The sequence below is a fragment of the Streptomyces sp. A0592 genome (assembly GCF_004795115.1).
GTDB classification, from domain to species: Bacteria; Actinomycetota; Actinomycetes; order Streptomycetales; family Streptomycetaceae; genus Streptomyces; species Streptomyces erythrochromogenes.
Genome location: NZ_SSBM01000021.1, coordinates 74,080 through 98,876, shown reverse-complemented (window position 1 = coordinate 98,876; position 24,797 = coordinate 74,080). Strand labels below are relative to the sequence as shown.

At 73.3% G+C, this 24,797-nt stretch carries 21 protein-coding genes and 1 pseudogene; 16 read left to right on the top strand and 6 right to left on the bottom strand.

Annotated elements, in window-relative coordinates; all coding sequences use genetic code 11:
* Together E6U81_RS26430 and E6U81_RS26425 are read left to right on the top strand one after the other, a co-directional pair.
* A complete protein-coding gene (locus tag E6U81_RS26430) occupies positions 1–1,389 on the top strand; it encodes a glycosyltransferase family 39 protein (RefSeq protein ID WP_168714745.1) in 1,389 nt (462 codons plus the stop codon).
* Positions 1,390–1,886: 497 nt separating this feature from the next.
* Entirely contained in the window at positions 1,887–2,855 is a 969-nt protein-coding gene (locus E6U81_RS26425) for a sulfurtransferase (RefSeq protein ID WP_136232575.1), read from the top strand.
* On the opposite strand, the gene E6U81_RS26420 is transcribed toward E6U81_RS26425, so the two are convergent.
* Complete coding sequence (locus E6U81_RS26420; protein WP_136232574.1) at positions 2,817–3,161, bottom strand: hypothetical protein; 345 nt, start codon at positions 3,159–3,161, stop codon at positions 2,817–2,819. The genes E6U81_RS26425 and E6U81_RS26420 overlap by 39 nt on opposite strands.
* Before the next feature lie 223 nt (positions 3,162–3,384).
* Between E6U81_RS26420 and E6U81_RS26415 the strand changes: the two genes are divergently transcribed.
* The 3 genes from E6U81_RS26415 to E6U81_RS26405 all read left to right on the top strand — a co-directional run bounded on the left by E6U81_RS26415 (position 3,385) and on the right by E6U81_RS26405 (position 7,280).
* On the top strand, positions 3,385–4,143 hold the full coding sequence (locus E6U81_RS26415; protein ID WP_136232573.1) for a DUF4097 family beta strand repeat-containing protein: 759 nt from the start codon (positions 3,385–3,387) through the stop codon (positions 4,141–4,143).
* A gap of 144 nt (positions 4,144–4,287) precedes the next feature.
* On the top strand, positions 4,288–6,687 hold the full coding sequence (gene lon / locus E6U81_RS26410; RefSeq protein WP_136232572.1) for an endopeptidase La: 2,400 nt from the start codon (positions 4,288–4,290) through the stop codon (positions 6,685–6,687).
* 152 nt (positions 6,688–6,839) lie between these two features.
* Positions 6,840–7,280 (top strand): MarR family transcriptional regulator, encoded by a 441-nt coding sequence (locus tag E6U81_RS26405; protein WP_031151678.1) that lies wholly within the window; start codon positions 6,840–6,842, stop codon positions 7,278–7,280.
* 62 nt (positions 7,281–7,342) lie between these two features.
* Here E6U81_RS26405 and E6U81_RS26400 read toward each other — a convergent pair.
* A pseudogene (locus tag E6U81_RS26400) lies at positions 7,343–8,094 on the bottom strand (hypothetical protein).
* Positions 8,095–8,592: 498 nt separating this feature from the next.
* Between E6U81_RS26400 and E6U81_RS26395 the strand changes: the two are divergent.
* The 5 genes from E6U81_RS26395 to E6U81_RS26375 are packed head-to-tail and all read left to right on the top strand — an operon-like array spanning position 8,593 to position 14,321.
* Entirely contained in the window at positions 8,593–11,529 is a 2,937-nt protein-coding gene (locus E6U81_RS26395) for a nitrate- and nitrite sensing domain-containing protein (RefSeq protein ID WP_276615828.1), read from the top strand.
* Positions 11,526–12,032 carry a roadblock/LC7 domain-containing protein gene (locus E6U81_RS26390; RefSeq protein ID WP_136232570.1) on the top strand — a complete coding sequence of 169 codons (507 nt, stop codon included), beginning with the start codon at positions 11,526–11,528 and terminating at the stop codon, positions 12,030–12,032. The genes E6U81_RS26395 and E6U81_RS26390 overlap by 4 nt, the downstream gene beginning before the upstream one ends.
* The gene (locus E6U81_RS26385; RefSeq protein ID WP_031151682.1) at positions 12,029–12,418 is read left to right on the top strand and encodes a DUF742 domain-containing protein; all 390 of its coding nucleotides are present in this window, start codon (positions 12,029–12,031) and stop codon (positions 12,416–12,418) included. The genes E6U81_RS26390 and E6U81_RS26385 overlap by 4 nt, the downstream gene beginning before the upstream one ends.
* A complete protein-coding gene (locus tag E6U81_RS26380; RefSeq protein ID WP_136232569.1) occupies positions 12,399–13,019 on the top strand; it encodes an ATP/GTP-binding protein in 621 nt (206 codons plus the stop codon). Before E6U81_RS26385 ends, E6U81_RS26380 begins: the two co-directional genes overlap by 20 nt.
* Positions 13,020–13,031: 12 nt before the next feature.
* Positions 13,032–14,321 carry an FAD-dependent oxidoreductase gene (locus E6U81_RS26375; protein ID WP_136232568.1) on the top strand — a complete coding sequence of 430 codons (1,290 nt, stop codon included), beginning with the start codon at positions 13,032–13,034 and terminating at the stop codon, positions 14,319–14,321.
* Here E6U81_RS26375 and E6U81_RS26370 read toward each other — a convergent pair.
* Positions 14,243–15,430, bottom strand: a complete 1,188-nt coding sequence (locus E6U81_RS26370) for a C40 family peptidase (RefSeq protein WP_136232567.1) — start codon at positions 15,428–15,430, stop codon at positions 14,243–14,245. The genes E6U81_RS26375 and E6U81_RS26370 overlap by 79 nt on opposite strands.
* 726 nt (positions 15,431–16,156) lie before the next feature.
* Here E6U81_RS26370 and E6U81_RS26365 point away from each other — a divergent pair.
* The 4 genes from E6U81_RS26365 (at position 16,157) to E6U81_RS26350 (ending at position 19,781) form a co-directional block, all read left to right on the top strand.
* Positions 16,157–16,639, top strand: coding sequence for a winged helix-turn-helix domain-containing protein (locus tag E6U81_RS26365; RefSeq protein ID WP_136232566.1), 483 nt, complete (start codon positions 16,157–16,159; stop codon positions 16,637–16,639).
* 53 nt (positions 16,640–16,692) lie between these two features.
* Entirely contained in the window at positions 16,693–17,220 is a 528-nt protein-coding gene (locus E6U81_RS26360; RefSeq protein WP_240804030.1) for a transposase, read from the top strand.
* Positions 17,221–18,477: 1,257 nt separating this feature from the next.
* A complete protein-coding gene (locus E6U81_RS26355) occupies positions 18,478–19,233 on the top strand; it encodes an LppX_LprAFG lipoprotein (protein ID WP_136232565.1) in 756 nt (251 codons plus the stop codon).
* An 83-nt stretch (positions 19,234–19,316) separates the two neighbouring features.
* Positions 19,317–19,781, top strand: a complete 465-nt coding sequence (locus E6U81_RS26350) for a hypothetical protein (protein WP_136232564.1) — start codon at positions 19,317–19,319, stop codon at positions 19,779–19,781.
* Here the strand turns inward: E6U81_RS26350 and E6U81_RS26345 are convergent.
* Together E6U81_RS26345 and E6U81_RS26340 are read right to left on the bottom strand one after the other, a co-directional pair.
* Positions 19,747–20,223 carry an SHOCT domain-containing protein gene (locus E6U81_RS26345; RefSeq protein WP_136232563.1) on the bottom strand — a complete coding sequence of 159 codons (477 nt, stop codon included), beginning with the start codon at positions 20,221–20,223 and terminating at the stop codon, positions 19,747–19,749. The genes E6U81_RS26350 and E6U81_RS26345 overlap by 35 nt on opposite strands.
* Positions 20,223–20,630 carry a DUF6325 family protein gene (locus tag E6U81_RS26340; RefSeq protein WP_037631829.1) on the bottom strand — a complete coding sequence of 136 codons (408 nt, stop codon included), beginning with the start codon at positions 20,628–20,630 and terminating at the stop codon, positions 20,223–20,225. Before E6U81_RS26340 ends, E6U81_RS26345 begins: the two co-directional genes overlap by 1 nt.
* A 106-nt stretch (positions 20,631–20,736) precedes the next feature.
* On the opposite strand from E6U81_RS26340, the gene E6U81_RS26335 reads away from it, so the two are divergent.
* Entirely contained in the window at positions 20,737–22,107 is a 1,371-nt protein-coding gene (locus E6U81_RS26335; RefSeq protein ID WP_136232562.1) for an FtsW/RodA/SpoVE family cell cycle protein, read from the top strand.
* Complete coding sequence (locus E6U81_RS26330) at positions 22,104–23,573, top strand: penicillin-binding transpeptidase domain-containing protein (protein WP_136232561.1); 1,470 nt, start codon at positions 22,104–22,106, stop codon at positions 23,571–23,573. The genes E6U81_RS26335 and E6U81_RS26330 overlap by 4 nt, the downstream gene beginning before the upstream one ends.
* Positions 23,574–23,684: 111 nt before the next feature.
* On the opposite strand, the gene E6U81_RS26325 is transcribed toward E6U81_RS26330, so the two are convergent.
* Complete coding sequence (locus E6U81_RS26325; RefSeq protein ID WP_136232560.1) at positions 23,685–24,797, bottom strand: ferritin-like domain-containing protein; 1,113 nt, start codon at positions 24,795–24,797, stop codon at positions 23,685–23,687.

The window sequence follows — 24,797 nt, the reverse complement described above, 5'->3', positions numbered from 1 at the left end:
ATGGAGTCCGCACCCCCGATCCGACAGCTTCAGGAGGCCGCCATCAGACGCATCGCGCCATGGCGCCCGGTGCCGCCGCTGCTCGCCGCGGTCCTCGGCCTGTGGGGCCTGGAGCGCGGCGGCAGCATGTGGCGCGACGAGTCCGTCACCTGGCAGGTGGCGCACCGCACGCCCGGCGCGATCCTGGACCTCCTCGGCCGCGTCGACGCCGTGCACGGCCTCTACTACGCCCTCATGCACGGCGTGTTCCAGGCCTGGGACGGCGGCCTGTGGGCGCTGCGGCTGCCCTCCGTCGCCGCCACCGCCCTCGCCGCCGCGGGCGTGGCCGCCGTCGCGCACCGGCTCGTCGGGGAGCGGGCCGCGCTCCTCTCCGGCTGCGTGTACGCCGTACTCCCGCCCGTCCAGATGTACGCCCAGGAAGGCCGCTCGTACGCGCTGGTCGCGGCCGCCGTGGTGTGGGCGACGTACCTGATGCTCCGCGAGCGGTGGATCGCCTACACCGTCGTGCTGCTGATCGGCTGCTGGCTGCACGAGTTCGCCGCGCTGGCGCTGCTCGCCCACGCCTTCACCGCCCGCCGCGCGCGCGGCTGGCGGTGGAGCGCCGCGACCGTCGTCGTCCTGCTGCTGCCGCTCGCCGCCGTCAGCGTGCGCCAGGCCCACCAGCAGCTCGGCTGGCTGGGCCGGCCGAGCTGGCAGGACTGGGCCGCCTACGCCGTGGTGGGCGCAGCCTCCCTGCTGCTCGCGCGGGGCGCCCCGAAGGACCTCGTACGGGTGGCGCTGCCCCTCGTACTGTTGCCGCCCGGACTGCTCATGGTGGTCTCGCTGCTCAACCCCTGGTACGTCGACCGGTACGTGCTCTACGCGCTGGCCGGGCCCGCCCTGCTGGCCGGCGCACGGCTGGCCGCCGCCCGCGGATGGTGGCCGTGGGTGCTGGCGGGCGCCCTCCTCGTGCCGTTCGGCATCTGGTCGGTGTGGCTGCGCACTCCGGAGAGCCGCAAGGACGACGTCCTCGCGGTGGCCGCCGCGGTGCGGGAGCGGGCCCGCCCGGGGGACGCGGTGGTGTTCATGCCCTCCCGCAGGCGCGAGTGGCTGCTGTCCTCGCCGGATGCCCGCGCAGGCCTGCGCGACGTCGCCCTCGCCGCCGGTCCGACCGCCTCCCGCAGCCTCCAGGGCACCGAGCTGCCCCCCGAGCGGATCCGCGCGGCCCTGCTCGCCTCGCCCCGGGTGATCGCCCTGCAGGACCCGCCGGGGCAGCCCCTGGACCCGTACCCGCGCGAGGCGGTCAAACGCGAGGTGCTGGCAGGCCGCTTCGAGCTCTGCTCGGTCACGGACGTACGGGGCGCCCGGGTCGCCGTCTACGCCCGCCCGGGCGGCTGCGCCGGCACCTAGTGCTGCCCAGGCTCCGTCCGGGGGCCCCAGGTTGTCGGGGCACGCAAGCACGTCCAGTAGGGGCCGTGGCCCTGCGCCTTGCGATCCACCGCACCGGACACCGCGACCCGGCGGACCTTTCCGGTCACCCCGAGGCCCAGGGCGCGACGTGCGGCGGGCGCAGGCCGCCCACCGGGCTGCGCCCGGGCCCGCCCGACTGGGCCCCGCACACGCGGGCGGCCCACGCCCACGGGCATCGGCGCCGCTTCGAGGAATCGGCGCGGGCCGTGTCCCGGAACACATCCGGCAGGCGCCGCCTCGTCCGCCGTCGCCCGTGCTCCGCGTGTGCGCGTACCGTCCGCTCCGCCGGTTCCCCGACCGGGGGCGCGACGCGGCAAGCCGGCTCCGGGCAGGGGTGGTTGCGGGCCCGGCACGGACACGCCGGAGGATGGGGGCGACCGCGTCGTACCGCTCGCGGGCCGTGACGCCGCCCGTGAGCCCCCAGGAGGTGCAGCCGCATGCCCGCATCCGACAACCCCGCATCCGACAACCCCGCGCCCCGCGAGCCCGGGCCCGCGAACCCCGGACCGCTGGTCGGGGCCGACTGGCTCGCCGCCCGGCTGGGCGCCCCCGGACTGGTCGCCTTCGACGCCTCCGTCGGCGCCCACGGTGCCGCCGGCCGGCGCATTCCGGGCGCCCGCCCCTTCGACCTCGACGGAGTCCTCTCCGACCACGCCGCCTCCGCCCCGCACACCATGCCCGGGCCCGGCGGGTTCACCGAGGCGCTGCGCACCCTCGGCCTCCACGACACCGACACCGTCGTCGTGTACGACGGCGCCGGCGTCTACTCCAGCGCCCGCGCCTGGTGGATGCTGCGCGCCATGGGCTTCGACCGGGCCGCCGTCCTCGACGGGGGACTGCCCGCCTGGACGGCCGCCGGCCTGCCCGTCGAGGACGCCGCCCCGGCGTACGGGGGTCCGCGCGGCTCCTTCACCGCCCGGCCCCGCCCGGGGCTGCTCGTCGATGCGGAGGCCGTCGCCGCGGCCCTGTCGGACCCGGCGGCGGCCGTCCTCGACGCCCGTACCCGCGAACGCTTCGAGGGCACCGCCCCCGAACCCCGCCCCGGCCTGCGCGGCGGCCACATGCCGGGCGCCGTCAGCCTCCCGTTCGGCGAACTCCAGCGCCCCGACGGCCTGATGCGCCCGGCCCCGGAACTCCGCGCCGCCTTCGAGGCGGCCGCGGGCGGGCGCGAACGCCTCCGCTTCAGCTGCGGCTCCGGGGTGACCGCCTGCGTACTGGCCCTCGGCGCCGACCTCGCCGGCTACCGGGACCTGGCGGTGTACGACGGCTCCTGGAGCGAGTGGGGCCTGCCCTCCCCGCTGCGCCCGGTCGTCACCGGGCCGGGCACGGGAGGCGGCGCCCCGGAGCCCGCCCCAGCAGACCGTCCGTCAGCCGAAGACGACGGAGCGCACCTTCAGGCGCTCTGACGCCCCGCCGGTGTACGGCCGCAGCCGGAAGGAGGGCCCCTCGCAGTTGGTGCCGGCGAAGACCGTCGCCCAGGCGTCGGTGCGGTTCCGCGGCGAGTGCCCGGGCTCGGGGTTCTCCTGGCCGACACCGGGGAGGTTGAAGCACTGGTCGTTCGCCGGGTCGTTGAGGAAGCCGGTGGCCTCGTAGCCCTCGACGGTCACGTACTCGTAGACGAACCGCCCCGAGGCGGCGGAGGCGGAGGCCGGGACGGCGACGAGGAGCAGGGCGGCGCCGAGGACGGCGGTGAATGCGGAGCGGAGACGCATCAGCTGGTCTTTCTACGGGTGGGAACGTTGCCGCAGCCACCCCTGCCCGGACGGCGGGTCCGCATCCACGCATCACGCGTACGGATGAGGAGGAAACGACCCTGCTCGGCCCGAACGGCCGAAGCCCGCCCGGCGCGCCGGTGCGGGCCCGGGGGATAACCCGACATCCGATCCGGGTACCGGCACCATCGGCCGTGCGGCGCCGGCGCCGGAGGATCGGTGCATGACTTCCCACACCATCGCGGCCCGCACAGCCCGCGCCGCGGCCGTCACCCTCGCGGCCGGCCTCGTCCTGGCCGGATGCTCCTTCGTCGACGGCCCGCGCAGGACCGCCCGCGCCGACGCGGCGGTCACCGAGGCGGTCACCGCCGTCGAGCTGACCGGTACCCGGTCGGGGTCGATCGAAGTCACCCCCGGCACCGGTCCCGGCGTCACGGTCCGCCGTACCGTCCACTACCGCGGCGACACCGCTCCCACACCCGGCCAGCAGGTCAGCGGGGGAGTCCTCACCTTCACCGACGGCTGCTCCGGAGACTGCTCCATCGACTACCGCCTGGAGGTCCCCGCCTCCGCGAAGGTCGCGCTGGAGAGCGACAGCGGCGACATCACGGTGACGGGCGTCGCCGCCGCAGAGGTGGAGGCCGACTCCGGCGACGTCCGGGCCGAGGGCATCGCCGGACCCCTGAGGATCAGCACCGCCTCGGGCGAGATCACCGCCACCGGCCTGTCCGGCCCGAGCGCGTCGGTGCACTCGGAGTCGGGCGACACGCGCCTGGACTTCGCGAAGGCCCCCTCCTCGGTGCTCGCCGAGACCACCTCCGGCGACGTCAGCCTGAGGGTGCCCGAAGCCCCCTACCGCCTCTCGGTCTCCACCACCTCCGGCGCCCGCGACGTCACCCTCCCCGACGACTCCTCGGCCCCCTCCCGGCTTTCGGCGAAAACCACCTCGGGCGACGTCCGCATCTCCCCCCTGAAGGGCTGACCGATCCCGGCCCGAACGGCTGACCGATCCCGGCAGGGCAGCCGCCGAAGTGCGTTCGCCCCCGGCGAACGGGGGTTGGGGAACATCAGCGGGCGCAGATGCATTGAGTCGGCATAGCTCAACTTCACTGCCGGAGGGAAGATCATGGCTTCGACGTCCGTAACGCTCACCCTGCCCGTGCTGCCGCTCGACGACGAGGTCGTGCTGCCCGGAATGGTCGTCCCGCTGGACCTGTCCGACGCCGAGGTGCGCGGAGCCGTCGAGGCCGCCCAGGCCGCGGCGGGGACCAGCGGCAAGCCCCGGGTACTGCTCGTGCCGCGGATCGACGGCAAGTACGCCGCGACCGGTGTGCTCGGAACCGTCGAGCAGGTCGGCCGCCTCTCCGGCGGGGACCCCGGCGCGCTCATCCGCGGCCTCGGCCGCGTCCGTATCGGCGCCGGCACCACCGGGCCCGGAGCGGCGCTCTGGGTCGAGGGCGAGACCGTGGACGAGACGGTCCCCGATCCGCTGCCGGGCGCCGTCGCCGAGCTCGTCAAGGAGTACAAGGCCCTCGCCACCAGCTGGCTCAAGAAGCGCGGCGCCTGGCAGGTCGTGGACCGCGTCCAGCAGATCGAAGGGGTCTCCGCCCTCGCCGACAACTCCGGGTACTCGCCGTTCCTGACGGTCGAGCAGAAGGTCGAACTGCTGGAGACGGCCGACCCGGTCGCCCGCCTCAAGCTCGCGATCAAGGCGCTCAGCGACCACCTCGCCGAGCAGGACGTGGCAGAGTCCATCGCCAAGGACGTCCAGGACGGCGTCGACAAGCAGCAGCGCGAGTTCCTGCTGCGCCGCCAGCTGGAGGCCGTGCGCAAGGAACTGCGCGAGCTGAACGGCGAGAAGGACGGCGAGGAGTCCGACGACTACCGGGCCCGCGTCGAGGCCGCCGACCTCCCCGAGAAGGTCCGCGAGGCCGCGCTCAAGGAGGTCGACAAGCTGGAGCGCTCCAGTGACCAGAGCCCCGAGGGCTCCTGGATCCGCACCTGGCTGGACACCGTGCTCGAACTGCCGTGGAACGAGCGCACCGAGGACCAGTACGACATCCAGGGCGCCCGGGCCGTGCTCGACGCCGAACACGCCGGCCTGAGCGACGTCAAGGACCGCATCACCGAGTACCTCGCCGTCCGCAAGCGGCGCGGCGAGCGCGGCATGGGAGTCATCGGGGGCCGCCGCGGCGGCGCCGTGCTCGCGCTCGTCGGCCCGCCCGGCGTCGGCAAGACCTCGCTCGGCGAGAGCGTGGCCCACGCCATGGGCCGCAAGTTCGTCCGCGTCGCCCTCGGCGGCGTCCGGGACGAGGCCGAGGTCCGCGGCCACCGCCGGACCTACGTCGGCGCCCTGCCCGGCCGCATCGTCCGGGCCATCAAGGAAGCCGGGTCCATGAACCCCGTGGTCCTGCTCGACGAGATCGACAAGGTCGGCTCCGACTTCCGCGGCGACCCCGCGGCCGCCCTCCTGGAGGTCCTCGACCCCGCCCAGAACCACACCTTCCGGGACCACTACCTGGAGGTCGAGCTGGACCTGAGCGACGTCGTCTTCCTGGCCACCGCCAACGTGCTGGAGGCCATCCCGGAGGCCCTCGCCGACCGCATGGAACTCGTCCGCCTCGACGGCTACACCGAGGACGAGAAGGTCGTCATCGCGCGCGACCACCTGCTGCCCCGCCAGCTGGAACGCGCCGGGCTCGCCGCCGACGAGGTGGTCCTGGAGGAGGACGCCCTGCGCAAGCTGGCCGGGGAGTACACGCGCGAGGCGGGCGTACGCACCCTGGAGCGGGCGATCGCGCGCCTGCTGCGCAAGGTCGCCGCCCAGCACGAGCTGGGCGAGCGCGAGCTCCCGTACCGCATCGGCGCCGACGAGTTGCGGGGCCTGATCGGACGCCCGCACCACGTGCCCGAGTCCGCCCAGGACCCGGCCGAGCGGCGCACCGCCGTCCCCGGCGTGGCCACCGGCCTCGCGGTCACCGGCGCGGGCGGCGACGTGCTGTTCGTCGAGGCCTCGCTGGCCGACCCGGAGACGGGCGCGGCCGGACTGACCCTCACCGGCCAGCTCGGCGACGTGATGAAGGAATCGGCGCAGATCGCGCTGAGCTTCCTGCGCTCGCACGGCGCCGAACTGGAACTCCCCGTCGCCGACCTGAAGGACCGGGGCGTGCACATCCACTTCCCGGCGGGCGCCGTGCCCAAGGACGGCCCGAGCGCGGGCATCACCATGACCACCGCCCTCGCCTCGCTGCTCTCCGGACGGCAGGTGCGCACGGACGTGGCCATGACCGGCGAGGTCTCGCTGACCGGGCGGGTCCTGCCGATCGGCGGGGTCAAGCAGAAGCTGCTCGCCGCCCACCGGGCGGGCCTGACCACCGTGATCATCCCGAAGCGCAACGAGGCCGATCTGGACGACGTCCCGGCCGAGGTGCTGGAGGGGCTGGAGGTGCACCCCGTGACCGACGTCCGCCAGGTGCTGGAGCTCGCCCTGGACGGGGCGCAGGTGCCGGTCACCGCCGTCGCCTGACGGCTGCCGCCGCCAGCCGGACTGCTTCCGGACGGCCCGGGGCCCGGCTGCGGCGGGGCCCCGGGCCGTCCGTGCACCCGCTGCGAAATACTGGGCCCCCACCCACGGGGCCCCACCCACCGTGGTGCCACACAGCGAAGAAGGAGCGGGACGTGCACGGGAGTGAAGACCAGGAGTTCCTTGCCCTGGAGCGGGAGCTGTCCGTCTTCCTCCGGCGGGCCCGCGCCTCCTCCGGCGAGATGGCCCGCGAGCTCCACCCCGAGCTGGAGCCCGCCGCGTACGGGCTCCTCGTACGGCTGGAGGCGGCCGGCCGGCAGCGGGCCACCGAGCTCGCCGCCTACTTCGGCGTCGGCAAGGCCACCATGAGCCGGCAGCTGCGGGCTCTGGAGGTCCTGGGCCTGGTCGCCCGCGAACAGGACCCCGCCGACGGACGGGCCTTCCTCGTCGGGCTCACCGAGGAGGGACGCGAGCGCTTCCTGCGGGTGCGGGGCGCGCGGCGCGAGCAGTACATGCGCAAGCTCGCCGGCTGGGACCGCGGAGAGGTGGCGGAACTGGCCCGCCTGCTGCACCAGTTGAACGCCGGCGCCGAGTAACGGCGTCCCAGGGCCCGGTCGGCGCCGCCCCGGAGCCGCGCCGGAGCCGCTCCGGCGGTGCGTCACAGTTCCGCGTAGACCGCCGAGGCGTCGTCGTGCCGCTTGCCCCGGGCCGGCGGGCGGGCCGGGTCGGACTCGACGGCGCGGACCCGGCCGATCAGGCCCTGCGCGCCCTCCTTCCGCAGCACCGCCAGGCACTCGGGTCCGTCCACCGGCTCGCCCCGTCCGTGAGCGCGGCCACCGCCCGCACCCGCCCCCGCGGGGTGCGCCCCGTGACCGCCCGGGCCGCCACCGCCGGATCCGCGGCCGCCGTGAAGAAGCCGCCTTCGGCGTTGCGCAGGGCGTCCGTCGCCGCCACCGAGCGCAGCACCTCGCGCGGCACCCGATCCAGCCGGTCGTCGAGCACCGCCGCCACCTCGCCGCCGGGCGCCTGGAGGAGGAGTACGGAATCCGAGAGCACGAGGTGCTCCACCTGCGCCGCGTCCCAGCGGACCACGACCACCGTCGCCTGCGGGGTGCGGACGTGAGAAAGGTCACAGGTGTCGCGATGGGCCTCGGCCGTGGCGCGGACGGCTTCGGCCAGGACCCGATCCAGCGGCATGTCGCGCCGCGATCCGGACAGTTCGGTCAATCGGCCGCCGAGCCGGGTCGTGAACCACGGCACTCCGTGCACGCACCCGTCGTCGCCCGCCGGCGGGGTGACCCCGTCGAGGGCCACGAGGACGCCGCCTCCCGAAGCGGGCGCCGACGCCGACACCCAGTCCTCATTGGGGCGTTCCTGACTGCCGGGGGCGGTGGCGAGGTCGATGCGCATACGGACATTCTGCCCGGCGGGGACCCTGGAGGCCGGGTTGGTGCAGACCAAGGGGGAGAGATGGGTGCCCTCTGCACGCGAAGTGTCCGGGGGGCGGGCCGGCAAGGCCCCGGCCCGGGACGGCCGATGTGGGCGGGGCATACTGCCAAAGGCCCCATCGATCTTTCAACCGCCTGTCCACGGAACCGCTCTGGGGCCGGGTGCCCGAGTTGGTCGCCAACTCATCCGTGATGTTCACTCGTTCGAGTGGCCGGTTGGGCGATGTGCGGCTCTCTCCCCAACACGCTGCAAAGGTCTGAGGCGGTACGAGGGGGCAGGGGGCGTTTACTTGTTGACCGGCCGTTACCTCGGCCACACGAGTAGACGAGCAACAGCACACGTACAGGATTGCGAGCACCGGTGCAGAAGAAGCGGTCTCGGAACAAGGAGCACCTCCCAGCGGTAGCTGGGGGAGGCACCGCCGCCGAAGGCCCGGCCCCCGCAGGACGCCGCGTCCGCGTGCGCAGCCGGCTGGTCGTCGGCGTCGCCGTCGCGGGACTCACCGTCCTCGCGGCCGGCACCCCCGCCGTCGTCACCGCCGCGAGGGAGCTGAACGACTCCCAGCGGCTGGTCACCCTCGCGGAGCAGACCGGCCAGATCCTCACCCTCACGCACGTCCTCGCCGACGAGCGCGACGCCGTCGTCGAGTACGCCGCCAAGGGCCGCCCCGGCGCCGCCAAGGGCGGACTCCAGGAACGCATCCTGCGCACCGACCGGCAGATCTCCGAGGCCGCCGCCGAGGTCGAGGAACCCCTCGCCATGGCCCTCGCCCGCGTCGCCTCCGTCCGCACCGAGGCCATCGACGGCAAGGGCACCGCCCTCGCCGTCCACCAGGCCTACACCGGCGTCATCAGCGAACTCCTCGCCCCGGGCACCCGGCTCGCCGAGCTGACCCCGCCGCGCGCCGAGGATGCCCTCGCCACCACCCGCCCCCTGGCCCCCCTCGGCCAGGCCGTGGACCAGGCCTCGGCCACCCGCGGACTGCTGCTCGGCGCGCTGGCCGTCCCCCGCGGCGAGCAGCCCCCCGGCTCGGCCACGGTCGACGAACTCACCGCCGCCGCCCAGCGCTCGCGCGTACGGGAACAGGCCGCCCTCGACGACTTCACGCGGGTCGCCCGGCCCGACGTACGCCAGACCCTGACCGCCACCGTCACCGGCCCCGAGGTCAAGGCCGCCGACGACCACCTCAAGCGGCTCCTGGACCGGCCCACCCTGGCCGCGCCCGACCGCAGGACCGACGGCGCCGCCGTCGGCGCCGCGCTCACCTCCCGCATCGACCGGATGCGCACCGTCGAGGCCACCCTCGCCGGCGAACGGGCCTCCGCCCTCGCCTCCCTGCGCGACGACGACGTGACCCGGCTGGAGATCCTCGTCGCCCTCCTCGGCCTGCTGTTCCTGGTCGCCATCGGCTTCGCCACCGCCGTCGCGCGCTCGCTGACCCGCCCGCTGTCGGTCCTGCGGCGCGGCGCGGAGCGGCTGGCGACTCCCGAGGGCTCGGTGGAACCGGTGCGGTTCACCGGCCGCAACGACGAGTTCGCCGAGGTCGTCCGGCACCTGAACGCCGTACGCGACCAGACGGTCTCCCTGCACACCCGGATCGCCGGGCTCGACGCCGACCGGCGCCGCATCATCGGCCGCAACGAGGCGCTCGCCTCCGGCCGCGAGGTCCTCGAGGAGGAGCTGACCAAGCTGCGCGCGGGGCTGGAGGAGCACCGCCGCATCATGTCGACGACCTCCGTCTCGCTGTCGCTGCGCACGCTGGGCCTGGTGGAACGCCAGCTGGCCGTCATCGAGGAGCTGGAGTCCAAGGAACAGGACCCGGACCGGCTCGCGACCCTCTTCAAGCTGGACCACCTGGCGACCGTGATGCGCCGCCACAACGAGAACCTGCTGGTCCTCGCCGGGCAGGAACACGGCCACGGGCAGGGCCTGCCCGTGGCGCTGGTCGACGTGATGCGGGCCGCCGTCAGCGAGATCGAGCGCTACGAGCGCGTCGACCTCGCGGCGCTGCCCTCGTACACGCAGGTCGCCGGGCACGCTGCCGACGACATCTCGCACGTGCTCGCCGAACTGCTCGAGAACGCCACGACGTTCTCCCCGCCGGACGTCAAGGTGAAGGTGTCGGGCTGGACGCTCGACAACGGCGACGTGGTGCTCTCCGTCGTCGACGAGGGCATCGGCGTCACCGGGGACCGCCTGGAGGCGCTGAACGCCCGGCTGTCCACGCCCGAGGCGTACGACGAGGAGCCCGAGGAGGAGCACGGCCTGGGCCTCGGCCTGTACGTGGCGGGGCGGCTCGCGGCCCGGCACGGCGTCACCGCGGAGCTGCGCGGCGCGCGCCACGGGGGCACGGAGGCCCTGGTGGTCGTCCCCGCGGCGCTGCTGCCCGCCACCCCGCTGGCGTCGCCCGTCCACACCCTGGCCACACCGGGCGCGCCCTCGCTGCACCTGCCGGGCGTGATAGCGGAGGCGAACGAGAACACCCTCCCGGCGCGCCGGCGCGGTACGCACGCCGCGCCGGAGGCCGCCGCGGCCGAAGCGAGCCAGGAGCCTGCGGCTCCGGCCCCGGCCCCGGCCCTCACCGATGCCGCCGAGCCGGTTCTCCCGGCCGAGACGGTCACGCCGGTCACCCTGGCCGAGGCCCTCGCGCCCCCGGCCGACGCCGACCTCCCGTCGCCCCCCGAGCCCGCCCCGCCCGCGGACGCGCCCCCGGCCGACCAGGTCTCCGCGGCTGCTCCGGCCGCGGATGCGCCTCCGGCCGAGCAGGTGCTCACCGCGGCCCCGGCTGCGGACGCCCCTCCGGCCGAGCAAGTCTTCACGGCCGCTCCGGCCGCGGACGCGCCTCCGGCCGAGCAGGTGTTCACCGCGGCCCCGGTCGAGCAGGTGTTCACCGCCGAGCCCCCCGCAGGGGAGCAGCTCCTCGCCCGCATCGTCCACGACACGGACCCGGCCGACTTCACGCTGCCGGATCCCGCCGAGGCCGACCCCGCCGAGCCCCCCGCTGGGGACCCGGCCGACCCGACGTTCACTGCCGAGCCCCCCGCAGGGGACCACGCACACGCCCCCGCCGAGGCCGACTGGCTCCCCCGCCAGGGCAGCCACCCCGCCGACCCCGCCGACGGCGGCGGCCCCGTCACCGACAAGGGCCTGCCGAAGCGCACCCCGCGCACCGTCGCCGCCCCGCGCAGGGAGGACGTACGGCCCCAGCCGCCGCGCCGGGTCGACGCCGAAGAACTGCGGCGCCGGCTCGGGGGCTTCTACCAGGGAGCCCAGGATGGCCGGCGCGTCGTCGCCGCCGAGCTCGCGCAGGACCTGGAGCAGGACCGGTGGCAGGACCGGGGGCAGGGACAGAGCAATACCGACCAGGGGGACAGCGCACAGGAGGCACGCACATGACCGCGCCCAGTACGTACGGACTGAGCACCCAGGCCCGCAACCTGCAGTGGCTGCTGACCGACCTGGTCGAGGAGGTGCCCGGCGTCAACTCCGTCGCCGTCGTCTCCTCGGACGGGCTTCTGCTCCTGTCCTCCGACCCCGCAGCGGGCGGCGTGGGCGGCGTGGGCGGCGCGGGCGAACCACCGGCGACGCCGAGGCCCAAGGGGCCACGGGGAGCGTCCGCCGACCTCGCCACCATCGTCTCCGGACTCGGCAGCCTCACCACGGGGGCGGCCGCCCTCATGGAGTTCGGCACCGTCAAGCAGACCATGGTGGCGATGGAGAACGGCTCGGTCTTCGTCATGGCCATCAGCGACGGCTCACTGCTGGGCGTGCACGCCACGCCCGACTGCGACATGAGCGTCGTCGCCTACCACATGGCCCTGTTCGTCGGCCGCGCCGGACACGTCCTGACCCCCGAAGTCCGCAGTGAGCTGCGCCAGTCGATGGAGAACACCCCGTGAGGAGACCGGCCGCCGATCGACTCCCGATACGCGGAGCCGACCGCCGTCCCGCCCGCGTCCGCCCGTACTCCCTGACGGGCGGCCGGACACGGTTCACCCAGGTCCTGAACGTCGAGACGTTCGTCGCCGCCCTGGACACCAAGGCGTCCGAGCCGCAGAAGCCCGACCGCATGCCCGAGATGCCCGCCATCGTCGAGGTCTGCCGTCGCATGCGCACGATCGCCGAGATCGCCGCGCTGCTGAAGCTGCCCCTCGGTGTGGTCCGCGTCTTGGTCAGCGACCTCGCCGACCAGGGCAGGATCCGTGTCTACGGAACGGGCAACGGCTCCGGCCGGCCCGAACGCGCGCTGCTGGAAAGGGTGCTCGGTGGTCTTCGCCGTCTCTGACAGAACGGGGGTGGACGACGAACCGGTCCAGCCCTGGCAGTACGACCGCTCCCGCGCACCCGTCGCCGTCAAGGTGCTGGTCGCGGGTGGCTTCGGGGTCGGAAAGACCACCTTCGTCTCCTCCGTCTCCGAGATCACCCCGCTGCGCACCGAGGCGGTGATGACCCAAGCCAGCGTCCCGACCGACGACCTGACCGGAACGCCGGACAAGCACACCACCACCGTCGCCATGGACTTCGGCCGCGTCACCCTCGACGACGACCTCGTCCTCTACGTGTACGGGACCCCGGGCCAGGAACGGTTCTGGTTCATGTGGGACGACCTGGTCCGCGGAGCCATCGGCGGGCTCGTCATGGCCGACACCCGCCGCCTGCGCGACTGCTTCCCCGCCCTCGACTACTTCGAGAGCTCCGGGCTGCCGTACGCCGTCGCCGTCAACCACTTCGAGGGCTCGCCGTCGTACGAGCCCGAGGACGTGCGCGAGGCGCTCAGCGTTCCGCCGCACATACCCGTGGTGATCATGGACGCGAGAGAGCGCCGGACGGTGATCGAATCCCTGCTGGCGCTGGTGGGCCACGCCCTCGACAGCACTCCCGAATAGAGGACTTGAGAGATGCGCAGGATACTTGTCGTCGGAGCCGGCCAGTCCGGCCTCCAGCTCGCCCTCGGACTCCAGTCCAAGGGGTACGAGGTCACCCTCATGTCCAACCGGACGGCGGACGAGATCCGCACCGGTCGGGTCATGTCCACCCAGTGCATGTTCGACACCGCGCTCCAGCACGAGCGCGACCTCGGGATCAACTTCTGGGAGCAGCAGGCCCCGAAGATCGAGGGCCTCGGCGTCTCGGTCGCCGCGCCCGACGGCAGCCGCCCCATCGACTGGCTCGGCCGGCTCAAGGGCCACGCGCAGTCCGTGGACCAGCGCGTGAAGATGTCCGGCTGGCTGGACACCTTCGCGCAGCGCGGCGGGCAGCTCGTCATCCACGGGGCGTCCGTCGCCGACCTCGACTACTTCTCCCGCACCTACGACCTGGTGCTGATCGCCGCCGGCAAGGGCGAGCTGGTGTCGATGTTCGGGCGGGACGCGGCCCGTTCCCCGTACGACGCCCCGCAGCGCGCGCTGGCCGTCTCCTACGTGCACGGCCTCGGCCCGCGTTCCGAACACCCCGAGACGGAAGCGGTCCGCTGCAACCTCGTCCCGGGTGTCGGCGAGCTGTTCGTCATGCCGACCCTGACGACCTCGGGCCGGGCGGACATCCTGTTCTGGGAGGGCGTCCCCGGCGGTCCGGTCGACGTCTTCAACGGCGTCAAGGACCCGGCGGAGCACCTGGCGCTCACGCTGGGGCTGATGGAGAAGTACACGCCGTGGGAGTACGCCCGGGCGACGAAGGTGGAGCTGACGGACGCGGGCGGCACGCTTGCGGGCCGCTACGCGCCGGTCGTCCGCAACCCGATCGGCCGCCTTCCCGGCGGCGGGCTCGTGCTCGGCGTGGCCGACGTCGTCGTCGCCAACGACCCGATCACGGGCCAGGGCTCGAACTCGGCGTCCAAGTGCGCGGCCTCCTACCTCTCCTCGATCCTCATGCACGGGGACAACCCGTTCGACGAGTCGTGGATGAAGGCGACCTTCGACAAGTACTGGTTCACCACGGGCAAGCCGGTGACCCAGTGGACGAACGCGATGCTGGGCGTGCCGCCGGAGCACGTGCTCAACCTGATCGGCGCGGCCGGGCAGCTCCAGCCGGTGGCGAATCGATTCGCCAATGGCTTCGACAACCCGGCCGACTTCGACACGTACTTCTACGACCCCGAGGACGCGGCGGACTACCTGGCCGAGGTGGCCGCCTCGGTCTCCGCCTCCGCCTCCGAGTCCTCGGCCGTGGGAGCCTCCTCGGCGGAGTAGCCGGCGTCGTCCCCCGCCGCCGCACCCGAGGCTTCGGGCAGCGGCGGCGGGGTGAACTCCGCCAGCGGCTTCCCCTCCGGGTCCGGCCGCACCGCCCCGAGCAACGGGTTCGCCGCGATCGGCGAGACCTTCACGACGGAGCCCGGCCGCGGCGCCTGGATCACCTTGCCGTCGCCGACGTACAGGCCCACATGCGTGGCCTTGGGGAAGTAGACCACCAGGTCCCCGGGCCGCAGCTGGTCCAGCGGCACCCTCGGCAGCTGCGCCCACTGCTCCTGACTGGTCCGCGGAATGCTCCGGCCGGCGTGGGCCCAGGCCTGAGAGGTGAGGCCCGAACAGTCGAAGGACCCGGGCCCCTCCGCTCCCCATACGTACGGCTTCCCGATCTGGGCCGCCGCGTACGTGAGGGCCGCGCCGCCAGCGGCCGTGGGGGTGCCCGTGCGGGTGGGGAGGGCCCCCGAGGTCACCAGGTCCCGTTGCGCCGACGCGGTCTTCTCCGCCTCGCGCGCCCCCAGCCGGGTGAGCTGCTCCGGGGTCAGCGAGGCCAGCAGCCGCTCGACCTGCTTGAGCTGCGTGGCGACCTGGTCCTTGTGGACCTTCTGCTGCGCGGCGAGCGTCTGCCGGGTGTCCAGGGCCTTGCGGGCCCGTACGGCGAGCGCGTCGGCCTCCTTCTCACCCTTCGCCAGGCGCCCCAGCGCCGCCGCCCGGCGGGCGCCCTCGCGGGCGGCGAGCCGACGCTGCTCCAGGGCCGCCTGCGGGTTCCCGGCCAGCAGCATCCGGGCGTAGGGGGACAGGCCCTGGCTGCCCTGGTACTGCTCGCGGGCGAGCCGCCCGGCGAGGGCGCGCTCGGAGTCGAGGGCCGTACGGGCCCTGCCGAGCTCGGCGGCCCGCGACCGCTCCTCCCGCCGGCCCGCCTCCAGGGCGTCCTCCGTGGTCTTGTACGCCTCGGAGGCCTCCTCCGCCTTCTGGTAGAGCCCCTGCAGGCGGGTGAGCAGCGCGCCGACGTTCTCCCCTTCGGGCAGACCGGGCTCGGCACCGGCGTCCTGGACCGGTCCGGCGACGAGGAGCGCTACGGCGACACAGGCAGCGCGAAGCCCCCGATATGACATGGGATCACCTCCGAGACCGCCGATGCTGCCACGCCCGGTATGACAAATCGCCCAGCGGAGTCGGCCGGTCGAAACTCCCCACCCGGTTGGCGGCGGGTCGGGGCGGGAGGCGCGGCTGGGCCGGGGCGGGGTGGGAGACACGGCGGGGCCGGGGCGGGGCGGGGTTGGCGGCGGGTCGGGGTGGGAGACGAGGCGGGGTCGGGGCGGGGCGGAGTGGGAGTGCGGCGGGGTGGGAGACGAGGCGGGGTGGGAGGTGCGGCGGGGCCGGGGCGGGGCGGGGTTGGAGTGCGGCGGGGTGGAGGCGCGGCGGATGGGCGCGGGGCGGGGGTGGGAGGTGCGGCGGTGGTGGTGCGAAATCGGTGTCTGAGCGGGGCGGCATCACAGTTGTGCTGGGGGTTTCCCGTCCGTCCTATCGTCTTCCGTGTCGGGCCGGTCCCTCAAGGGCGCTCGTTCCTCGCGTCGCTTCGCGATGTCGCTGCGCTCCACCCTTGACCGCCCGTCCCGCCCCGGAAAATCGAGGACAGCCGGGAAGCCCCCAGAAGAACGGGCCGGGGGAGAGATAGAGGGACGGGCACATCAGCGAGGCGCGGGGTGGTCGGGGGACGCCTCAGATCGCTACACGGTCCCGCCCGACGGCGTCCGCAGGCCTCTGTGGCTGGACATACTGAGGATTTCGACGTGGTGTCGGGGGCTGACAGTCGCTGATCGTCGCGGTATGCCGGTTGTATGAGGTATGCCCAGGGTGGGGGCCTGACGTTGGAACGTCAGACGTTCCGGGAGGGCCTTCGTTTGGAGGCGGCTGATCTTTTCGCCGAAGGTGTGTCCAGTGCTGTAGTCGCGAAGCGATTACGGGTCAGCGAGCGGTCGGTGCAGCGCTGGCGCAAGGCCTGGCGCGACGGCGGCCGAAGAGCCCTCCGTTCAAAAGGGCCGATGTGCCGGCCGCAGATCAGCCCCCGACAGTTCAAGGTGCTGGAGGCCGAGCTGCTCAAAGGGCCGGTCGCCCATGGCTGGACGGACCAGACCTGGACGCTGGCCAGGATCCAGAAGGTCATCGGCCGCCGTCTCCACAAGGTCCTGAGCATCGCGGCGGTCTACCAGACGATGCGACGCAACGGCTGGAGTCGGCAGATCCCGGCCAGACGCGCTCTGGAACGGGACGACACGGCGGTCGCCGGATGGGTGAAAGACGTGTGGCCGCACGTGGAATGACTGCGGCGGCGCTCGGGGCCTGGATCGTCTTCGAGGACGAGGCAGGCTTCTCGATGACGCCGCCTTCCCGCGGAACGTGGGCCCCTCGCGCCCGCACACCCACGGTCCAGATGCGTGGCTGGACCCGCTGCCGCGTCACCCTCGCCGGGATGTGCTGCTACAAACCAGGCGCACGCTCGCGGCTGTTCTACAAGCTCCACGTCCATAGCCGGCGACCCGCCAAGGGCGAGCGCCGCAGCTACGACTGGAGAGACTTCCGCTGGCTCCTGGTTTACGCCCACGGCCGGCTCGGTGCCCCCATCATCCTGATCTGGGACAACCTCAACACCCACCGAACCAAAGGCATGCGCGACTTCATCGAGGCCACCGACTGGCTCACCGTCTACCACCTGCCCGCCTACACACCCGAACTCAACCCCGTCGAGGGCATCTGGTCAGCACTCCGGCGCACCGCTCACGCCAACACAGCCTTCACCACCCCTGAAGACCTCGTCCGATCCCTCAGAACCGGCCTCAAGAAGATCCAATACCGCAGCCACATCATCGACGGCTGCCTCGCCGCGACCGGACTCAGACCCTGACGACATGACGCCAAAAACCTCAGTAAGCCGCCTCAGATCGGTACGTGCTTCTCGATCGCGCGACTGCAGACCGTCTGGGGCTGGTCATAAGCCGCAGACGCTCTGATGCGCCCGCCTCGGACGGCGTCTGCGGGCAGTTTTTTTGGGGGGGAGGAAAGGCGTCAGATGACGGCTGAGGCGATGCCCATCCAGGTCTGGGCGGGCAGGGACCCCAAAGGGGCTTCCATTTGCACCAATTGCCCTTGTTTGGGCGTGCGGTTGTGACCTTGCCTTGGTCTTGATGGGGGTTGGCATCGGCTGGGCCGATGGACGGGCCCTCCCGTCCCTCGAATCCGCCCTTCCCAGCCCCGAACAAGGGGCGGACGCCGTCTCGGAGAAGCACGTGACGATCGATGGCAGCTTATGTCCAGCCCAAGAGGCCTGCAGACGCCGTCTCGGAGACGCGTGTAGCGATCGATGGCGGCTTATGCCCAGCCACAGAGGCCTGCGGACGCCGTCCGGCAGGACCGCGTAGCGATCTGGAGCGCGCGGGCTCTGCCCGGGCCTCTCCGACGCCCCGATGGTGTCTTCTCCCCCGGCCCGTTCTTCTGGGGGCTTCCCGGCTGTCCTCGATTTTCCGGGGCGGGACGGGCGGTCAAGGGTGGAGCGCAGCGACATCGCGAAGCGACGCGAGGAACGAGCGCCCTTGAGGGACCGGCACGAACCGGAAGACGATAGGACGGACGGGAAACCCCCAGCACAACTCTGATGCCGCCCCACCGAAACACCGCTCCCGGGCTCCCGCTCTGCTCCCGGGCCCGCTCCGCGCCCCGCCCCGCGGCTCCCGCCCACACCCCCGCCCCGCGTCCCCGCTCTGCTCCCACACCCCCGCCCCGCGTCACCGCCCTGCTCCCACATCCCCGCCCTGCCCCCACACCCCGGCCCCGCGTCACCGCCCTGCTCCCGCGTCACCGCCCCACATCCCCGCTCTGCTCCCACACCCCCGCCCCGCGTCCCCGCGGCTCCCGCCCACACCCCCGCCCCGCGTCCCCGCTCTGCTCCCACACCCCCGCCCCGCGTCACCGCTCTGCTCCCACACCCCCGCCCCGCGTCACCGCCCTGCTCCTACATCCCCGCCCCGCGTCACCGCCCTGCTCCCGCGTCGCCGCCCCGCGGCTCCCGTCGCCGCCCCGCTCCCCGCGGCTCCCGCCCGCGCCCCGGTTCGCCCTCGGAAATCCGTTCGGTTGCCGTTCGGGATTCGTGCGATGCTGCCTGGCGATGATGACCTTCTCTGCACGTCGCACCACCGTTTCCGCCACCGCCACCGCCGTCGTTGTCGCGGTCTGCCTCTCCGTACTGTCGGGCTGCAAGAGCGGCTCGAGTGGGGCGGGCGCCCCGGCGCCCGCGTCCTCCGCCTCCGCACCCGCCTCCGCCGCGCCCGTCGCCGGTGCGTTCGAACCCGAGCAGGCTCTCGCCGAGGCCGAGAAGACGCCGTACGCGGCCTCCCTGAAGGGCGTCACCGAGGCCGCCGGGCGTGAGATGTCGACCATGACCGGCCGATCCAACCTCGGCACCGTGTTCACCGGCCGGTCCGAGATCCGTTCCACCGGCCTGTGGATGGAGACCGTCACCACCGCGGACGCCGCCTACGTCCGCAACCGCGCCCAGGAGGGCAGCGGCTGGGCGAAGGCGCCGCGCTCCCCGGACAACGAGGCGAACTACGCCGGCTACGCCAAGCTGCTCCTCGCCGCCGGCCCGTCCGCCAAGAAGGGCATGGAGAACCGGGGCGGGGTCCCCACGTACCACCTCGCCGGGCACCTCGACCTCGACCAGGTGGCCGCGATCGACCCGCGCACCCACCGTTCGATGAAGGCCAAGGGAGTCACCGGCTTCGACATCGACCAGTGGATCGACAGCCAGGGCCGGACGGTCCGCTTCGAGCAGCGCATGGAGTTGCGCGGCCTGCAGGCCGCCAACAAGATCGACTTCAGTGAGTTCGGTCCCGTCGAGACCTTCGCCGCGCCCCAGGGGTGACCCGTCCCCGCTGTGACGGTCCCGTTGCCGGAAGTGTGGGTTCCATCACGGCCGGCGTGCAGCAGGGCTGATGGACTCGTCCGATGGCGCTCCTCCTCCTGCTGCTCATCCCGGCCGGGCTGCTCGCGACCCCGGCCCTCCTCGGCTCCGGGCTCGCCGCCCTCATCCGGTCCGGCCGGCGCGGGTGGCTCACGGCCCTCGCCGGTCTGCTGGGTGCCTGCGCAGCCGGCTTCTACACCTGGGGGCTGCTCCACGTGGCCGGTGCGGTGCTGGACGCGGAGGACGGCGGGGCATGGTCGTCGCCGCTGCCGCCCTGTCGGACGGCCGCCGCGGGGGAGCGGGTGGCGCAGGTCGTCGACTACACGGTGAGCTACGTTCCGCTCGGCTTCGTCTGCGAGACCACGGGCGGCGGGGGCTACGACTCCGGTTCTGTCTCGGGGTACGTCAACCCGGCCGTGCTGGGCTTCGGGCTGGCCGGTGTCGCTGCCGCGGCCGCGGGGCGTCGTGCGGCTGTCAGTCGTTCAGCAGCCGGGCCTTCGCCGTCGTGAACTCCTGAGGGGTCAGCAGGCCCTCGCGGGCCAGGTCGGCCAGTTGGCGCAGTTCCGCGGCAAGGCCGACGGGGGCCGCCGGGCCGGGCTCCGGGTGGGTGTCCCAGTACACCCCGTCCATCGGTTCCGGTTCCGGTTCGGGCTCCGGTTCGTAGTCGGTATCCGGCTCCGGTTCCGGTTCCGGCTCGGGTTCCGATTCCGGATCGGGCTCGTCCAGCGGGTTCGGTTCCGGTTCCGGCTCCGGTTCCTCCTCCACGAGTTCCGGCTCCGCCGCCCGGACGCCCCGGGCGAGCAGGCCCCGGTGCGGGGGCTCCTCCGGGCGCACCGCGCCCGCCGTCTCCTGCGCCGCGCCCGACGCCCGTGCCAGCAGCCCCCGCAGCAGGGGGGATCCGGCCGGGCGGTTCGCGGCGCGGACCGTCACTCCCATCGGGCGGATGAACATCAGGCCACCCCTGCCCGGGGGTCCGCCGGGACCCGGTCCGGCGGGATGCGGACCGAGCCCACGATCCGCCCGCCCGCCGCCCGTACGGCGATCGCCGCGTCCTCGGCCCAGACGTGCTCGACGACCAGCAGCAGCGCGCAGCTGCCGCGTTCCAGCAGGTCCGCCGCCTCGTGCACGTCCTCCGGTCCGATCAGCCGGGCCGCGTCCCGCCCCGTCAGCAGGCCGTGCAGTTCCACGAACTCGTCGAACTCGGCCGCGAGGACCTCGCCCGACGCCGTCTTCGTCGCGACGAGCCCGTCGATCAGCCGGACCACCCCCGTCTTGCGCAGCCCCATCACGGCTTCGACGGCCGGTACCCGCAGCTGCTCCTCCGGGAAGGCGAGGACGATGAATTCCACAGGCCCCATGCGCCTCGGCTCCTCACTTTCGACACTTTCGACCGTTTGTGACGACTCTTCGGCACACTATGACATAAGCGGACATACCATCCGTCAGCTTGCTACGTTTCGGGGTATGACCGCTCTGACGGCGAAGGTGGCGGAGCCCTCCCCGCCCCCGCCACCCCAAGCCGGCGCGCCCAAACGCAGGGGGGTCGAGCTGGCGCTCCTCGCGGGCGCCGTCCTGATCTCCGTACTCGGTCACCTCCACGTCGGCCTGGCGACCACCGGCCGCATCCCCGACCCCGCCGACCGCTACGCCATCGGCCTCGCCGCGGCCGCGCTGCTCGCGCACCTCGCCGTCCGGCTCCGGGCCCCGTACGCCGACCCCCTCGTGCTCCCCATCGCCGTGCTGCTCAACGGACTCGGCCTGGTCCTCATCCAGCGCCTCGACGCGACCACCCCCGGCCACCCCACCGCCGACGACCAGCTCCTGTGGTCCGCCCTCGGCGTGGTGCTCTTCGTCCTCGTCGTCACGCTGCTCCGCGACCACCGCGTGCTCCAGCGCTACGCGTACCTGTCCGTCGCCACCGCCCTGGTGCTGATGCTGGTACCCGTCTTCTTCCCGGCGGTCAACGGCGCGCACATCTGGATCCGGTTCGCCGGACTGTCCTTCCAGCCGGGGGAGTTCGCCAAGATCCTGCTCGCCGTGTTCTTCGCCGCCTACCTCGCCGCCAACCGCACGGCCCTGGCCCTGACCGGCCGCCGGCTCTTCTGGAAGCTGCGCCTCCTGCCCGGCCGCGTCCTCGGTCCGATCCTCGCGATCTGGCTGCTCAGCGTCGGCCTGCTGGTCCTGGAACGGGACCTCGGCACCTCGCTGCTGTTCTTCGGCCTCTTCGTGATCATGCTGTTCACCGCCACCGGGCGGATCGGCTGGATCGCGATCGGACTACTGCTCGCCGCCCTCGGCGCGTACGCCGTGGGGACCTTCGAACCGCACGTGAACAGCCGCGTGGACGACTGGCTGAATCCTTTTGCCTCCATCGAGCGCGGTGAGGGCCCCGGCCAGCTCGCCCAGTCCCTCTTCGCCTTCGGCGCCGGCGGCCTCCTCGGATCCGGCCTCGGCCACGGCCAGTCCTTCCTCATCGGGTTCGCCGCCAAGTCGGACTTCATCCTCGCCACCGCCGGCGAGGAGCTCGGACTCGTCGGACTCACCGCGATCCTGCTGCTCTACGGGCTCCTCGTCGCCCGCGGTTTCCGCGCCGGCCTCGCCCTGCGCGACCCCTTCGGCCGGCTGCTCGCCACCGGCCTCGCCTCGATCATCGCGCTCCAGGTGTTCGTCATCGCGGGCGGCGTGACGGGGCTGATCCCGCTCACCGGCATGGCCATGCCCTTCCTGGCCCAGGGCGGCTCCTCCGTCGTCACCAACTGGATCATCGTCGCCCTCCTGGTCCGGCTCAGCGACTGCGCGCGCAGACCCCGTCCCGCGCAGGAGGCGGCCGAGTGATCCGCTACATCCGCTGGTGCGCGTACTTCTGCGCGCTGCTGCTCCTCGCCCTGCTGGTCAACATCGCCCGCGTACAGGTCTGGGAGTCCGCGGCGTACGGCGCGAATCCGGCCAACAAGCGCACCGCCATCGAGCGATACGCCGAGCCGCGCGGGGACATCCTCGTCGACGGACGACCCGTCACTGGCTCCCGCGACAGCGGCCAACTGCTGCGCTACGAGCGGACCTACACCCACGGCCCGCTCTACGCCCCGGTCACCGGTTTCTCCTCCCAGACCTACGGGACCAGCTTCGTCGAGCGCGCCGAGGACGCCGTCCTGTCGGGCACGGACCCCGGACTGTCGGTGTTCCCGCTCTGGTACGACCTGGCTCGCGGCCGCCCGGCCGGCGGCAACGCCGCCACCACGGTCCGCGCCGCCGTGCAGCGGGCCGCGTACGCCGGACTCGGCGGCAAGCGCGGGGCGGTGGCCGCCCTCGAACCGGCCACCGGGAGGATCCTCGCGCTGGTCAGCAGCCCCTCGTACGACCCCTCCGTGCTCTCGGGGACGGGTACGAGGGCGAAGGCGGCCTGGACGGCGCTGAACGAGGACCCCGCCAGGCCGATGCTCAACCGGGCACTGCGCGAGACGTACCCGCCCGGCTCCACCTTCAAGATCGTGACGGCGGCGGCGGCCCTCGACGCGGGCGTGGTCACGGATGTGGACGCCCCCACGCGCACCCCGGACCCTTACCCGCTGCCCGGGACCAGCACCCTGCTGCCGAACGCGGCCACGGGCTGCGAGGACGCCTCCATGGCCGAGGCCGTGCAGTGGTCGTGCAACACGGTGATGGCGAAGATCGGGGTGCAGGTCGGGCTCCGCGGCATGGTGGACGCGGCGCGCCGCTTCGGCTTCAACACGGAGGGGCTGCGGGTGCCCTCGTGGGTGTCCCGGTCGAACTTCGACACCGACATGAGCCTGGACCAGCTGGCCCTCTCCTCGATCGGGCAGTTCAACACCACGGCGACACCGCTCCAGATGGCGATGGTGGCCGCGGCCGTCGCGAACGGCGGCGAGCTCGCCTCCCCGTACCTGGTGGAACGCACGACCCAGGACGACGGTTCCCCGGTCCGGCGCGGCGACCGGCGCAGCCTCGGGCGGGCGATGAACCCGGCCACCGCGCTGCGGATGCAGGAGCTGATGGTGAAGGTGGTGGAGAACGGCACCGGCAAGAACGCGGCGATCCCGGGCGCGGTGGTCGGCGGCAAGACCGGCACCGCCCAGCACGGTGTGGGCAACGCGGGGACCCCGTACGCCTGGTTCATCTCCTGGGCCCGCACCGAGGGCGCGGCCCTGTCGGCGGTCGCCGTCGCGGTGGTGGTGGAGGACGCGTCGGCGAACCGGGGCGACATCAGCGGCAACGGCGCCGCGGCCCCCATCGCGCGGGCGGTGATGGAAGCCGCGCTGCGCGCGAAGCCCTCGGACTAGGCCGTCCCGGACGGACGGACGGACCGACGGACGGACGGACTGGCTGACGGCCGGCCGGGCGGGCGGCTGGGCCGGGCGGCCGATGGGCCGGGCCGCCGGGCGGAGGCGGATTCAGCGGGGAGCGTCAGTGCCCTCCCGGATGGCGGCCTCGACCTCCGCCACCCGCTCCGACTCCTCGGCCGCGAAGCGCTCGCGGTCGAGGGCCTCGGCGATCTCCTCGTCCTGGCTCATCAGCAGGTCGAGGTTGGAGTCGCCCATGTGGAAGACGCCCAGGTCCACGTACGCCCGCTGGAGCCGCTCGCCCCACAGCCCGATGTCCTTCACGCACGGCACGATCCGGCTGAACAGCAGCTTGCGGAACAGGTGCAGGAACTCGGACTGCTCGCTGAGCAGCTCCGCCTCCTTCGCCGGGATGCCGAAGTTCTCCAGCACCTCCACGCCGAGCAGCCGGTCCCGCATCAGGTAGCAGCCCTCGATCACGAACTCCTCGCGCTCGCGCCGCTCCGCGTCCGTCAGCTGCCGGTAGTAGTCGCGCAGCGCCATCCGCCCGAAGGCCACGTGCCGGGCCTCGTCCTGCATCACGTACGCCAGCAGCTGCTTGGGCAGCGGCTTGGTGGTCGTGTCCCGGATCATCCCGAAGGAAGCCAGCGCCAGTCCCTCGATGAGCACCTGCATGCCCAGGTACGGCATGTCCCAGCGGGAGTCGCGCAGGGTGTCGCCGAGCAGCCCCTGGAGGCTGTCGTTGACCGGGTACAGCATCCCGACCTTCTCGTGCAGGAAGCGCCCGAAGATCTCGGCGTGCCGGGCCTCGTCCATGGTCTGCGTGGCCGAGTAGAACTTCGCGTCGAGGTCCGGAACGGATTCGACGATGCGCGCCGCGCACACCATCGCGCCCTGCTCGCCGTGGAGGAACTGGCTGAAGTTCCAGGCGGTGTAGTGCCGCCGCAGCTCGCCCCGGTCCTTCTCGGTGAGCTTGGCCCAGTGCCGCGTCCCGTACAGCGGCAGGGCCTCGTCGGGGGTGCCCAGCGGATCGTACGGGTCCACCTCGATGTCCCAGTCGATGCGCTTGGCGCCGTCCCACTGCTTGTCCTTGCCCTTCTGGTAGAGGGCGAGGAGCCGTTCGCGGCCGTCGTCGTATTCCCAGCTGAAGCGGGCGGAGCCGGAGGCGGGGATCTGCCAGACGGCCTCGCCCGGGTCCTCGGTGTAGAGCTCGTGCGTCGACAC